The 12,694-nt window shown below is 70.8% G+C and carries 13 protein-coding genes; 2 read left to right on the top strand and 11 right to left on the bottom strand.

Annotated elements, in window-relative coordinates:
* Positions 1 to 2: 2 nt before the first annotated feature.
* The 5 genes from rodA to IE168_RS05890 are packed head-to-tail and all read right to left on the bottom strand — an operon-like array spanning position 3 to position 5,651.
* Positions 3 to 1,115 carry a rod shape-determining protein RodA gene (gene rodA / locus IE168_RS05870; RefSeq protein WP_189496167.1) on the bottom strand — a complete coding sequence of 371 codons (1,113 nt, stop codon included), beginning with the start codon at positions 1,113 to 1,115 and terminating at the stop codon, positions 3 to 5.
* The gene (mrdA, locus tag IE168_RS05875) at positions 1,112 to 3,157 is read right to left on the bottom strand and encodes a penicillin-binding protein 2 (RefSeq protein WP_229823154.1); all 2,046 of its coding nucleotides are present in this window, start codon (positions 3,155 to 3,157) and stop codon (positions 1,112 to 1,114) included. Before mrdA ends, rodA begins: the two co-directional genes overlap by 4 nt.
* A complete protein-coding gene (mreD, locus tag IE168_RS05880) occupies positions 3,154 to 3,639 on the bottom strand; it encodes a rod shape-determining protein MreD (protein ID WP_189496169.1) in 486 nt (161 codons plus the stop codon). Before mreD ends, mrdA begins: the two co-directional genes overlap by 4 nt.
* Complete coding sequence (gene mreC / locus IE168_RS05885; RefSeq protein ID WP_189496171.1) at positions 3,636 to 4,586, bottom strand: rod shape-determining protein MreC; 951 nt, start codon at positions 4,584 to 4,586, stop codon at positions 3,636 to 3,638. Before mreC ends, mreD begins: the two co-directional genes overlap by 4 nt.
* A 21-nt stretch (positions 4,587 to 4,607) precedes the next feature.
* Positions 4,608 to 5,651: a rod shape-determining protein gene (locus tag IE168_RS05890; RefSeq protein WP_189496173.1), complete on the bottom strand. Its 1,044-nt coding sequence runs from the start codon at positions 5,649 to 5,651 to the stop codon at positions 4,608 to 4,610.
* Positions 5,652 to 5,920: 269 nt separating this feature from the next.
* On the opposite strand from IE168_RS05890, the gene IE168_RS05895 reads away from it, so the two are divergent.
* Positions 5,921 to 6,853 (top strand): carbohydrate kinase family protein, encoded by a 933-nt coding sequence (locus tag IE168_RS05895; RefSeq protein ID WP_189496175.1) that lies wholly within the window; start codon positions 5,921 to 5,923, stop codon positions 6,851 to 6,853.
* Positions 6,854 to 7,037: 184 nt separating this feature from the next.
* Here the strand turns inward: IE168_RS05895 and IE168_RS05900 are convergent, their stop codons facing one another.
* From IE168_RS05900 to ubiE, 3 genes are all read right to left on the bottom strand, one after another.
* On the bottom strand, positions 7,038 to 7,793 hold the full coding sequence (locus IE168_RS05900) for a hypothetical protein (protein WP_229823156.1): 756 nt from the start codon (positions 7,791 to 7,793) through the stop codon (positions 7,038 to 7,040).
* 63 nt (positions 7,794 to 7,856) lie between these two features.
* Positions 7,857 to 9,932 carry a M1 family metallopeptidase gene (locus tag IE168_RS05905; protein WP_189496177.1) on the bottom strand — a complete coding sequence of 692 codons (2,076 nt, stop codon included), beginning with the start codon at positions 9,930 to 9,932 and terminating at the stop codon, positions 7,857 to 7,859.
* Between the two features lie 118 nt (positions 9,933 to 10,050).
* A complete protein-coding gene (gene ubiE, locus IE168_RS05910; protein ID WP_189496178.1) occupies positions 10,051 to 10,809 on the bottom strand; it encodes a bifunctional demethylmenaquinone methyltransferase/2-methoxy-6-polyprenyl-1,4-benzoquinol methylase UbiE in 759 nt (252 codons plus the stop codon).
* A gap of 105 nt (positions 10,810 to 10,914) precedes the next feature.
* Here ubiE and IE168_RS05915 point away from each other — a divergent pair, with 105 nt between their 5' ends.
* On the top strand, positions 10,915 to 11,370 hold the full coding sequence (locus IE168_RS05915) for a nucleoside deaminase (protein ID WP_189496180.1): 456 nt from the start codon (positions 10,915 to 10,917) through the stop codon (positions 11,368 to 11,370).
* A 16-nt stretch (positions 11,371 to 11,386) separates the two neighbouring features.
* Here IE168_RS05915 and IE168_RS05920 read toward each other — a convergent pair whose 3' ends face one another.
* The 3 genes from IE168_RS05920 to IE168_RS05930 form a co-directional block, all read right to left on the bottom strand.
* Complete coding sequence (locus IE168_RS05920) at positions 11,387 to 11,692, bottom strand: HigA family addiction module antitoxin (protein WP_229823159.1); 306 nt, start codon at positions 11,690 to 11,692, stop codon at positions 11,387 to 11,389.
* Between the two features lie 12 nt (positions 11,693 to 11,704).
* On the bottom strand, positions 11,705 to 11,986 hold the full coding sequence (locus IE168_RS05925; protein ID WP_189496182.1) for a type II toxin-antitoxin system RelE/ParE family toxin: 282 nt from the start codon (positions 11,984 to 11,986) through the stop codon (positions 11,705 to 11,707).
* A 115-nt stretch (positions 11,987 to 12,101) separates the two neighbouring features.
* Positions 12,102 to 12,578, bottom strand: a complete 477-nt coding sequence (locus IE168_RS05930) for a hypothetical protein (RefSeq protein ID WP_189496185.1) — start codon at positions 12,576 to 12,578, stop codon at positions 12,102 to 12,104.
* Positions 12,579 to 12,694 lie beyond the last annotated feature (116 nt).

The raw sequence follows: 12,694 nt of genomic DNA on the forward strand, positions 1-12,694 counted from the left end.
TGTCAGCGCCCGCGCACGGGTCGTCCGGCGTGCACCGCCATCACCACGCCCATGCCGGCCAGCAGCGAGACCGCCGCGGTGCCGCCGAAGCTGAGCAGCGGCATCGGCACGCCCACCACCGGCAGCAGGCCGGAGATCATGCCGCCGTTGACCAGCACGTAGACGAACAGCGCCAGCCCGAGGCCGCCTGCCAGCAGGCGCCCGAAGCCGTCGCGCGACTCCGCCGCGATCCACAGGCAGCGCCCCACCACTACCAGGTACAGGGCCAGCACCGTGACCACGCCGAGCCAGCCGAACTCCTCCGACAGCACCGCGAAGATGAAGTCCGTGGTGTGCTCGGGCACGTAGTTGAGGTGCGACTGCGAGCCCTGGCCCCAGCCCTGCCCGCGCAGCCCGCCGGAGCCGATCGCGATCTTGGACTGGATGATGTTCCAGCCCGCGCCGAGCGGATCCGACTCTGGGTCGAGGAAGGTCAGGATCCGGTCCTTCTGGTAGGGCCGCAGCAGCCAGAACCAGGCCACCGGCGCCACGGCGGCCACGCCCGCCGCCGCCGCCACGAACCACCACCACGACATGCCCGCCAGGAACAGCACGAAGACGCCGCTGCTGGCCACCAGCATCGCGGTGCCGAAGTCCGGCTGCAGCAGGACCAGGCCGGTCGGTACCGCCACCAGCAGCAGGCTCGCCACCGTCGTCGCGAAGGACGGCGGCAGCGGGCGCGTGTTGAGGTACCAGGCGACCATCATCGGCAGGCTGAGCTTGAGCAGCTCGGAGGGCTGGAAATAGAACACGCCCAGGTCGAGCCAGTGCGCACCGCTGCGGCCGGTGCCCAGGAACAGCACCGCGACCAGCGGCAGCAGCGACAGCAGGTAGGCCACCGGCGCGGCGTCGCGCAGGCGCATGAGCGGCACCCGCGACAGCAGCCACAGGACGCCCAGCCCGACGCCGTAGCGGGCGCCCTGCGAGACCACCAGCGCGGGGTTCTGGCCGCCGGCGCTGTGCAGCACGGCCAGGCCGATGCCCATCAGCGCCACCAGTGCGCCCAGCAGCACCCAGTCCAGCGTGCGCACGAAGCGCAGCACCAGGTCGAGCAGGAAGCGCAGGATCACGTTCATCGCGTGGCGCGCTCCGGTACCGACGGCGCCAGCGGCACGGGTGCCGGGTCGCCGGACGCGTCGGACGCGTCGGGGGTGTCCGGCGCGGGCACCGCGAAGCTCGCGCCCGCCCCCGCGAGCACGGCCGACTCGACGCCGCCAAACAGATCGACCATCGGCACCTCCTCGCCCTCCGCCGCCGGCACCGCCGGCATCTCGCCCAGCAGCCAGGCATCGAAGATCCGGCGCGCGATCGGCGCCGCGGTCGAGCCGCCGTAGCCACCGTGCTCCACGACCACCGCCAGCGCGATGGTCGGGTTCTCCGCAGGGGCGTAGCCGGCGAACAGCGCCTGGTGGCGCAGGTGGTAGGGCAGCGTGCGCGGGTCGAGGCTGGCGCTGCCGCGGCGGCTGATCTTCTGCGCGGTGCCGGTCTTGCCGGCCATGCGGTAGGGCGCGCCGCGCGCCATGGCCACGGCGGTGCCGCGGCCGTGGATGGTGTTCTCCATGCCTTCCTGCACCGCGCGCAGGTGGGCGGGATTGTCGGTGATCCGCGGCGCCGGCGCGGCCGGCAGCGGCGACCAGGGCGCGTCGTAGCCGGTGCGGCGCTCGGCGACCAGGCGCAGCGGATGCAGGCGGCCGCCGTTGGCGATCGCCGCGGTGCCGCGCGCCATCTGCAGCGCCGTGGCCACCCAGTAGCCTTGGCCGATGCCGGCGATCACGGTCTCGCCCGGGTACCAGGGCTCGCGGCTGTTCTTCGCCTTCCATTCGCGCGAGGGCACGATGCCCGCGCTCTCACCGGTGAGGTCGATGCCGGTGGGCTCGCCGAAGCCGTAGCGGTGCATGTATTCCGCCAGGCGGTCGATGCCCATGTCGTAGGCGAGCTTGTAGTAGTAGTAGTTGATCGAGCGCGAGATCGAATCGCGCAGGTCCACCCAGCCGCCGCCGCGCCCGGCGTCGCGATAGCCGCGGCTCTGCCCGGGGATGAAGAACTCGCCGGTGGAGAACACGCGGCTCTCGGGCGTGCGCAGGCCGCTGTCGACGCCGGCCAGTGCCACGAAGGGTTTCACGATCGAGCCCGGAGGCCCGCCACCCAGCACGTTGCGGTTGAACAGCGGCCGCGCCGGATCGTCCATCAGCGCGCGGTAGTCGGTGTTGGAGATGCCGTTGACGAACAGGTTGGGGTCGTAGCTGGGCAGGCTGACCATCGCCAGCACCTGGCCGGTGGCGGGGTCCACCGCCACCGCCGAGCCCTGCATGTCGCCGAAGGCGGCCACCATCGCCTGCTGCAGCTCGACGTCGATCGACAGCCGGAGGTCGGCGCCGGCGGTGGCCGGCACCAGGCCGAGCCGGCCCAGCGCGCGGCCTTCGACGTTGGTCTCCACCTGCTCGTAGCCGACCACGCCGCGCAGGGTCTCGTCGTAGTAGCGCTCCAGGCCGGTGCGGCCGGTGTGCGTGAACACCCCGTGCGCCTCGCCGAAGCGCGCGATGTCGTCCTCGTCGGTACGGCCGACGTAGCCGACCACGTGCGCCAGCAGCTCGCCGTAGGGATAGCGGCGGTTGAGGTAGGGCACCAGCTCGACGCCGGGAAAGCGCCAGCGTTCGACCGCGAAGCGCGCGGCCTCGTCGTCGCTGATGCGCAGCTTGAGCGGGATGGCACGGAAGCCGCGCGCGCCCTTGCGCGCCGCCTCGAAGCGTTCGATGTCCTCGGGCGCAAGTGCCACCACCTGCGACAGCGCCTCGATCAGCGCCTGCGGGTCGCCGGCCTCCTCCGGGGTCACGTCCAGGCGGTAGGCCGGCACGTTGTCGGCCAAGATCCGGCCTTCGCGGTCGAGGATCAGCCCGCGTCCCGGCACCACCGGCCGCGGCTTGATGCGGTTGGCCTCGGAGCGCTTGGCGTAATCGTCGTGGTCGAGCACCTGCAGCTTGAAGTACCAGCCGGCCAGCCCCGCCAGCGACAGCAGCACGACGGCGAAGCCCAGCAGCGCGCGCCCGCGGAACAGCTGCGCCTCGGCCTCGGGATTGCGCAGCCGCCGGGCCGGCCGGCCGCGCCTGCCGGCGATCACAGGCGTGCGCCGCGGCCCATGCGCAGCGCGTCCAGCAGCACGAACAGCGGCGCCCAGAGCAGCATGCCCACCAGCGGCGCCCACCAGTAGGCCAGCGGCAGCACCGGCTCGCCGAGGGCGAGGTGGACGACGGTGCTGATGACGCGATCGTTGAGCAGCAGGCCGCCGATCGCCAGCGCCTGCTGCGGGATCGGGAAGAAGCGCAGCTGGGTGCGGAAGCGCTGCAGGATGAAGGTCATCACCACCAGCCGCAGCGCCTGCTCGCCGAGCAGGCCGCCGAAGGCGACGTCGGCGACCAGGCCGACCAGGAACGCGAAGCCCAGGCCCACGCGCTCGCTGTCCTCGATCACCCAGTAGGCGATGACCAGCGCCAGCCAGTACGGCCGCAGCGGCTGCAGCAGCCCGGGCATCGGCAGCAGGCCGAGCAGCAGCGCCAGCACCACGCTGAGCGGCAGCACCCAGGCACGGCCGCGCGCGGTCACGGCGCGGGCTCCGCGGGCGGCGGGGCGGCGTCCGGGGTGGCGTCGGGGGCGGCGTCCGCGGCGGGTGCCGGCGTGGCCGCCGCGGCCGGAGCGGGCGCGGCAGGCACGGCGGGCTCCCGCCGCAGCAGCAGCACGTCGCGGCCGCGGTCGAGCTGGGCCGCGGCATCGACGTCGCCCACCAGGAAGGCGCGGCTGTCGTCGGGGCGCAGCGCCGCGATCGTCCCGACCGGGAAGCCCGGCGGAAAGCGCCCGCCAAGACCCGAGGTGATCAGCACGTCGCCGGGGCGGACATCGCTCGACAGCGGCACGTTGCGCAGCTCCAGCACGTCGCTGCGGCCGGTGCCGTAGATGATCAGGCGCACGCCCGTGCGCGCGACCGCCACAGGCACCGCATGGTCGGGATCGGTCAGCAGCAGCACGGTGGCGGTGGTCGGGGTGGCCTCGATCACCTGGCCCACCAGGCCGCCGGCATCGATCACCGCCTGCCCGCGGCGCACGCCGCTGGCGCTGCCGGCATTGAGCATCAGGCGCTGGCGCGTCGGGTCGAGGTCGACGTCGAGGATGGGCGCGAGCTGCACTTCGTGCCCGCCGCGCTCGGCGGCCCCGAGCAGGCCGCGCAGGCGCGCGTTCTCCTCCGCCTCGACCTGCAGCCGCGCCTGGCGCGCCGCAGCCAGCAGCAGCTCGTTGCGCAGGACGCGGTTCTCCTCGGCCAGCCGCGTGCGCGTGGCGGCATCATCGCGCAGGCTCTCGCCCATGCGCGACGGCAGGCCCGCCAGCCACCACAGCGGCTGCATGGCGACGCTGGCATGCCCGCGGACCTGGGCCAGCCAGTCGCCGCGGTGATCCATCACGATGAGCGCCACCGAGATCGCGAGGTAGGCCAGCAGGCGGAGCGTGCCGGCGACGTCACTGGATCGGGGGTTGGCGGGACCGGCGTAGCTGGACACTGTGGGAGCCGGGCCTGTGCCTTATTCCGAGGCGAAGAACTCGTTGCCGTGCATGTCCAGCAGCTCCAGCGCACGCCCGCCACCGCGGGCCACGCAGGTCAGCGGGTCCTCGGCCACCTGCACGTGCAGGCCGGTCTCCTCGCTGAGCAGCCGGTCGAGGTCGCGCAGCAGCGCGCCGCCGCCGGTCAGCACGATGCCACGCTCGGCGACGTCGGCGCTCAGCTCCGGCGGGGTCTGCTCCAAGGCCTGGCGCACCGCGGCCACGATGCCCATCAGCGGCTCGCGCAGGGCCTCGAGCACCTCGTTGTTGGAGATCGAGACCATCTTCGGCACGCCCTCGGCCAGGTGGCGGCCGGAGATCTCGGTCTCCTCCACCTTGTCCTGCGGGTAGGCGCAGCCGAGCTCGATCTTGACCCGCTCGGCCGTGGCCTCGCCGATCAGCATGCCGTGGTTGCGGCGCACGTAGTTGATGATCGATTCGTCGAAACGGTCGCCGCCGATGCGCGCGGACTGCGAATACACGATGCCGTTGAGCGCGATCACCGCGACTTCGGTGGTGCCGCCGCCGATGTCGACGACCATCGAGCCGCGGGCCTCGGTCACCGGCATCCCGGCGCCGATCGCGGCGGCCATGGGCTCTTCGATCAGCGAGACGTCGCGGGCGCCTGCCTCCATCGCGGAGTCCTTGATGGCGCGCTTCTCCACCTGGGTGGAGCCGGCGGGGACGCAGATCAGCACCCGCGGGCTCGGCCGCAGGAAGCGGCTCTTGTGCACCTTGCGGATGAAGTACTTGAGCATCTCCTCGGTATAGGTGAAGTCGGCGATCACGCCGTCCTTCATCGGCCGGTGGGTGGTGAGGTGGCCGGGGGTGCGGCCGAGCATCTGCTTGGCCTCGCTGCCGACGGCGGCGACCGCGCGCGGGCCGCCGTTGCGGTCCTGGCGCACCGCGACCACGGACGGCTCGTTGAGCACGATGCCCTGGCCGCGGACGAAGATGAGGGTGTTGGCCGTGCCCAGGTCGATGGACAGGTCGTTGGAGAACATGCCGCGGAACTTCTTGAACATCGGGGGCGCGCGTCCGTCAGGAGGGGGGCGGGGAACGGGGGAATTCCCGCGAAAAAGCGGTCGTCAAGCGTAGCAACCGCCCCCTGCCCCGGCAAGGAAAACCGGCCCGCAGGCCGCGCCGCGCTTGGCCGCCCGCCCGCCCGCGGGCTACCCTATGCGGCCCCGCGACGCCGCGCGCGCCGGACCCTTCCGCCGGAACCCGGCCCCTTCCAAGAAAAAGCGAGACCGCCGTCCCGAAGGGCCGGCCCACCACCCGGAGCGCCTCCACGATGTCTGCACTGATCTGCGGTTCCCTGGCCTACGACACCATCATGGTGTTCCCCGACCAGTTCAAGAACCACATCCTGCCGGACAAGGTGCACATCCTGAACGTCTCGTTCCTGGTGCCGCGGATGCGCCGCGAGTTCGGCGGCTGCGCCGGCAACATCGCCTACAACCTCAAGCTGCTCGGCGGCGACCCGATCCCGATGGCCACCGTGGGCGGCGACTTCGGCCCCTACCGCGCGTGGTTCGAGGAGCACGGCATCACGCTGGACCGGGTCAAGGTGATCGACGAGCTGTTCACCCCGCAGGCCTTCATCACCACCGACCACGACAACAACCAGATCACCGCCTTCCATCCCGGCGCGATGATGCGGTCGTACGAGAACCACGTGAAGGACGTGCCGGGCGTCACCATCGGCATCGTCAGCCCCGACGGCTACGAGGGCATGCTGCAGAACGCGAAGGAGTTCCACGAGGCCGGGATCCCCTTCATCTTCGACCCGGGCCAGGCCATGCCGCTGTTCAACGGCGAGGAGCTGCGCGCGTTCATCGAGCAGGCCGACTACGTGACCGTCAACGACTACGAGTCGAACCTGCTGCAGGAGCGCACCGGCTGGGACGACAAGACCATCGCCGGCAAGGTGAAGGCCTACATCGCCACCCGCGGCCCCAAGGGCGCCTGCATCCACGCCGACGGCAAGGTCCACGACATTCCGCCGGCGCAGGAGCGTCGCATCACCGATCCCACGGGCTGCGGCGACGCCTTCCGCGCCGGCCTGATCTTCGGCATCCAGAAGGGCTACGACTGGGAGACCATCGGCCGCATCGGCAACCTGATGGGGTCGCTGAAAGTGGAGCATCCGGGCACCCAGAACCAGCGCTTCGACTACGACGAGTTCGCGGCGCAGTTCCGGCAGCAGTTCGGCTACGTGCTCTGACCCTCCGCCACCCGCATCCACACGGCCACTTGTAGGAGCAGCTATAGCTGCGACCGGCAGACATCGCGCTGGTCGCGGCTCTGATCGCAGTTCTGGTCGCAGCTATAGCTGCTCCTACAGGGGGGCGTGTGGATGCGGCCAGGGGGGCCGCGTGGGTGCAGGGGATCGGCGTGGATGCGGCGGCTCAGTTCCAGGCCGGCAGCTGCGTCCGGTCCAGGCCACCGACCTCGAACTCGGCCGTGCGCGTGCCCCCGGCCTTGACCGGATACTCCACGGCAAGCCGCTTCGCGCCGTCGATCATCCGCCACAGCGCCTTCTCGTCGTCGATGAACATGGCGATGGCCTCGTCGGTATCGGGGCGGTTGGCGGCCATGCGCACCGGCGCCGCGTCGTCCACGGTCACCGCCACGCGGCAGGCGTCGTAGCAGTCGAAGTCGCCGGCCTGCATCACCAGGTAGCTGCTGCGGCCCCAGTCCGGGTGGTCGCGGAAGATCAGGCGCACCGGCTTCGCGCCGCTGCCGTCGCTGTCCACGTTCTCCTTCGAGAAGATCGCCGCCGACAGCTGGCTGCCGCCCTTCACCGCCTCGACGTTGTAGGCCCAGAGCGCGGCCAGGCGCGCGTCCTCGCGCACGGCGTTGCCCTTGGCGCGGGCGTCCTCGTGCAGCGGGCGGATCCGCTCCGCGGCCGCGGTATCGGGATACCGCGCCAGCAGCACGTCGCCCTGCGCGGCCGCCAGCGGCCAGTTCTCCGCGGCATAGGCGGCGTCGAAGTCGGCGGCGGCCAGCTCCGCGGCGGCTTCGCTGGCCTGCCGCTGGGCCGCCGCCTGCGCTTCGGCCTGGACGGCGGGGTCCTGGCAGGCGACCAGCCCGGCACCCGATGCGGCGATGGCGGCGGCGAGCAGGGCGATGCGCGCGGCGGTGGCTGGACGTGGACGGCTCATGCGGCGTCTCCCGGGGTGGGTTCACCGCGGGACGACCGGTCCCGCGGGATGGCGTGGCGTGCGTCAGCGGCCGGTGGGCGCCGGCCGGGTCGGGTCGCCATCGGCGGCCGGCATCGCCGGCGTGGCGGCTTCGGCGTCCACATCGGCCTCCGGTACGGCCGCCGGCTCCACCGCCGCCGGCAGGAACGGCGTGCCGCTGCCCGGCGCCGGCTTCGCTTCGGCGATAAGCTTCTCCACCGAGCCCGTGGTGATCGGGTGGTAGCCCGGGCGCGCGGCCTCCAGCTGCTCCTTCGCAAACGCGAGTCCCGCTTCGGTCGCGACCAGCGCCTGGTAGGTCGGCATGATCAGCTTGCGGCGGCCGATGGTGCGCACGAAGTCGGCGATCGCCGGATACGTCTGCATGTAGCTGCTGCGCACCGCCAGCGGGTACCAGCGCTGCGCAAGCTCGGCGTTGGGCGTGCCGGTGAGGCGGTAGGCGGTATCGAGCTGCGAGAGCTGCTCGATCGACAGCGTGTCCGGCAGGCCCTCGAGGAAGTGGATCCATTCCTGGGTGCTCCACTCGCCGGTGATCGACTGCGGCGGCAGCGTGCCGCTGCCCAGCCACGCCAGGCGCGCGCTGTCGACCACGCCGAAGTTGCGCGACATCACCTGCGGCGCGCTGCCCGGGATACCGGGCTCGTACAGCCAGGCGTCGAACTCCTCCGGCGTGACCTTGTCCGGATACTTGCCCAGCAGGTGCTCCTGCGCGTACTCGACGAAGCGCGTGGTCGGGATCGACTGGAAGGCGAAATGGTCGAAGTAGCCGCGCAGGAAGGCGTCGAACTCGGCGCGGCCGTAGCGCTCCTCGAGGAACTGCAGGAACCACGCGCCCTTGTCGTAGGACACCGCGCTGAGCGAATCATCTGGATCCTTGACCACGCCCGGGCGCACGGCCAGCGCCTGCTCCTCGGGGCTCATGCGCTCGATCTCGGACTTCAGCCCGTTGCGCGAGATCACGTACTCCATGTCGGCGCGCTCCTTGCCGTACAGCGCCTCGACGATGCGGTTCTCGACGTAGCTGGTGAAGCCCTCGTTGAGCCAGCCGTCCTTCGCACTGGAGTTGGTGACCAGGTTGCCCGACCAGCTGTGCGCAAGCTCGTGCGCGATCAGCGACACCAGCGACTTGTCGCCCACGATCACCGTCGGGGTGATGAACGACAGGCGCGGGTTCTCCATGCCGCCGTAGGGGAACGACGGCGGCAGGATCAGCAGGTCGTAGCGCTCCCAGCGGTAGGGGCCGTACAGCGACTCGGTGGTCGCGATCATCTTCTCGGTGTCCTCGAACTCGGCCACCGCGCGGTCGACGGTGGACGGCTCCGCCCACACGCCGGCGCGCGCCGAGATCGGCTTGAACACCAGGTCGCCGGCCGCGATCGCCATCAGGTAGGACGGGATGCGCTGCGGCATGCGGAAGCTGTAGTCGCCGTCGCGCGGCGCGGCCGGGTCGTTGTCGGCGCTCATCAGCACCATGACGTCGACCGGCGAGGTCACGTGCGCGCTGTAGGTGTAGCGCACGCGCGGCGTGTCCTGCAGCGGCACCCACGAGCGCGCGTGGATCGCCTGCGACTGGCTGAACATGAAGGGCGTGGCCTTGCCTTCGGTCATCGAGGCCTCGAGCCACTGCAGGCCCGATGCCTCCGGCGAGGTGCGGTAGGACACGCGGATGCGCGCGTTGCGCTCCGGCGCCTGGATGGTCAGCTTGCTGCCGAGCAGGTCGTCGCGGCCGGCAAGCTCGAACTGCAGCGGCTGCCAGGCGCCGCCGGCGCCCTCGCCTTCCGCGCGCTCGATGGTCAGGTCGCGGGTGTCGAGCACCAGCGCGGTGGCGGTGTCGTCGCGCCAGTCGAGGGTGTAGGTGGCGGTGCCGCTGATGGTGCGGGCATCGAAATCCAGGGCCAGGTCGAGCGCGAGGTCGTCGATGGCGACCTTGTCGGGCTCGGCATAGGAATGCTCGTCGTAGTCGCCGGACTCGGCGGCGGCCTGCGGCTTGGGGGCCGGGGCGGCGGTGGTGGCGGCGGGCGTCGGCTCGCGCTTGCAGGCAGCGACGGCAAGGGCGACCAGCGCCGCGAGCGCGGCCAGGCGGAGGATACGGCTGAGGGTCATGGACGGGGGTCCGGTGATTGGAACAGCCCCCGATTCTAGCCGCAGGGCAGCGCCGGGTGCGCCGCGGAGGCGCCCGTCGGGGCCCGGCCCGGTTCCCCGGCCGCCCGCGAAACGCCCCTCAGGCCTTGTAGCCGTCGTGGATGGCGACGATGCCGCCCGACAGGTTGCGGTAGCGGCAGCGCGCAAAGCCCGCGGCCTCCATCATCGCCTTCAGCTCGGCCTGCGGAGGATGCTTGCGGATCGACTCGGCCAGGTACTGGTAGCTGCCGGCGTCGCCGGCGAACAGCTGGCCCAGCTTCGGCAGCACCTTGAACGAGTGGAAGTCGTACACCGGCTTGAACCACTCCGGCACCTCCGAGAACTCCAGCACCCGCGCCTGCCCGCCGACCTTGAGCACCCGCAGCATCTCGCGCAGGCCCGCGTCCTTGTCGGTGACGTTGCGCAGGCCGAAGGCGATCGTGACCAGGTCGAAGCTCGCGTCCGGGAACGGCAGCGACTGCGCGTTGCACTGTACGTAGTGGAAGCCCGCCACGTGGCCGCGGTCGACCATGCGGTCGCGGCCCACGCGCAGCATGCTGCCGTTGATGTCGCCGAGCACCAGCTCACCGGTGTCGCCCACGCGCGGCCGCAGCAGCGCGGCGATGTCGCCGGTACCGCCTGCGAGGTCCAGCACCCGGTCGCCGCGCGAGACCTGCGCAGTGGCGGTGAAGTAGCGCTTCCACAGCCGGTGGATGCCGAACGACATCAGGTCGTTCATCAGGTCGTAGTTGCCGGCCACCGACGAGAAGACCTCGCCCACCAGCTTCTGCTTCTCGGCCACCGGCACGTCGCGGAAGCCGAAGTGGGTGGTGTCGGGGCGGGGGTCACGGTCGCTCATGGCAGCGATTATCGCACCGCAGCGGCGCTGCGCGTGCGCGATGCCGGCCGGAGGCCGGCGCGGCATGGCACGATGCCGGCCCGTCCCTTCGCCTGGAGCCCCGCCATGATCGCCACCCCGGACTATCGCGCCCTGCTCGACACCGCCATCGAGGAGGCGCGCCAGGGCCTGGCCGAAGGCGGCATCCCGATCGGCGCCGCCCTGTACCACGCCGACGGCCGCCTGCTGGGCTGCGGCCACAACCGCCGCGTGCAGGAAGGCGACCCCTCGATCCACGGCGAGACCGATGCCTTCCGCAAGGCCGGCCGCCAGCGCTCCTACCGCGACACGATCATGGTGACCACGCTGGCGCCCTGCTGGTACTGCAGCGGGCTGGTGCGGCAGTTCAACATCGGCACGGTGGTGGTGGGAGAAGCGGTGAACTTCGCCGGCGGCGTGGACTGGCTGCGCGAGTCCGGCACCGAGGTGGTGGTGCTGGATGACGAGCGCTGCGTCTCGATGATGGGGGAGTGGATCGAGGCGAATCCGGGGCTTTGGAACGAGGATATCGGGGAGGAGTGAGAGGCCGCATACCTTCTCAGGCGGCCAGGGGCTGCACCTTGTCGAGGCTCTCTCCGAGTTCGCGCTCCGCAATCTTCAGGTCGTAGTCGTTCTGCAGGTTGATCCAGTACTGCGCGCTTTGTTCGAAGGCACGCCCAAACCGCAGCGCCAAATCGGCAGTGACCGGACGCGTGCCACGCACGACGTGCGAAATACGCATCGGAGACACGCCAATGGCCCGCGCGAATGCCGCCTGGCTGATTCCGAACTCCTCGAGAATTTCAAGGACGAACTCGCCAGGATGGATCGGCGGCATTCCGTTCTTCGGAAGACTGGTGTTCACGGTGAAGGCTCCTCAGTGGTAGTCGACGATCTCGACTTCGAATGCGTCGCCGTCCTCGAACCGGAAGCAGAGTCGCCACTGGCCGTTGATGCGAATGCTCCACTGTCCTTCGCGATCGCCGGACAGGGCCTCAAGCCGGTTTGAAGGCGGATTCCTCAAATGGCCGACCACTTCAGCAACATGAAGCTGCAAGAGGCGCATAATGGCCCGCTTCCAGATGGAAGACGGCAACCTGCGCGCGACTCCAGTGAAGAACAGCCTTTCGGCATCCTTGTCGGCGAAGCTCCTGATCACCCTGTCCACATCCTGTGTCGCGGGTACGCATGCAGGATAATAAACAGATTGTTTATTATTGCAAGCGCCAGCCGACACCTGTGGGCCGGAATGCCATCACCGGCATATGCCTGCTTCAGCCCCTGGGCACCGCCGCCAGCGCCGCGACGAGTTCCCTGACCAGCTTGCGATGGCGTTCGTCCAGCGCGAGGAACGCGTCGATCGCGTGCCGGTCCATCGCGCTGGCGTCCCACTTGCCACGCGGATCCTGGACCCTGCGGCCGCCCTCTTCCTCGCCATAGAGCCAGTCGAGCCGGACGCGCAGCAGCGTGGCCAGCGCCCGCATGTTCTCGGCCCGAGGAATCGACCGGCCCGCCAACCAGCGATGCGCGGCGGCCGCGGTGACCGGAATGCCGCCGTACTGGGGCACCAGGCGCGCCAGCTCGGCCGCGCTCTCGGGCAGCTTCGCGGCCCGCAGTGCCTCGCGGAGGCGGAGGCCGAACTTTTCCTGCTCGCTGGTCATCCCGGCGACGGTAGGCGGCCGTGCCGGGGCATCAATCAATTCTTGATTTATGTCATCATCAATTATCGATTGATCGTGCTGTCCATCCATGCCCGGGCATCCGCTCGAAACCCCGCCGCCTGCACGCCGCGCCGCCCACCCCCGGGCCGCAGCGCCGTGGGCCGCCGCGGGCAGGCCATGGCTGGAGGCCCTTCCGGTGGCGCGGT

This window comes from Luteimonas padinae, from assembly GCF_014652935.1.
Taxonomy (GTDB): domain Bacteria; phylum Pseudomonadota; class Gammaproteobacteria; order Xanthomonadales; family Xanthomonadaceae; genus Luteimonas; species Luteimonas padinae.

Coding starts and splice junctions, on each gene's coding strand:
- rodA (WP_189496167.1), bottom strand. CDS start 1,115: ATGAACGTGATCCTGCGCTTCCTGCTCGACCTGGTGCTGCGCTTCGTG.
- IE168_RS05890 (WP_189496173.1), bottom strand. CDS start 5,651: ATGTTCAAGAAGTTCCGCGGCATGTTCTCCAACGACCTGTCCATCGAC.
- IE168_RS05895 (WP_189496175.1), top strand. CDS start 5,921: ATGTCTGCACTGATCTGCGGTTCCCTGGCCTACGACACCATCATGGTG.
- IE168_RS05900 (WP_229823156.1), bottom strand. CDS start 7,793: ATGAGCCGTCCACGTCCAGCCACCGCCGCGCGCATCGCCCTGCTCGCC.
- IE168_RS05905 (WP_189496177.1), bottom strand. CDS start 9,932: ATGACCCTCAGCCGTATCCTCCGCCTGGCCGCGCTCGCGGCGCTGGTC.
- ubiE (WP_189496178.1), bottom strand. CDS start 10,809: ATGAGCGACCGTGACCCCCGCCCCGACACCACCCACTTCGGCTTCCGC.
- IE168_RS05915 (WP_189496180.1), top strand. CDS start 10,915: ATGATCGCCACCCCGGACTATCGCGCCCTGCTCGACACCGCCATCGAG.
- IE168_RS05930 (WP_189496185.1), bottom strand. CDS start 12,578: ATGGATGGACAGCACGATCAATCGATAATTGATGATGACATAAATCAA.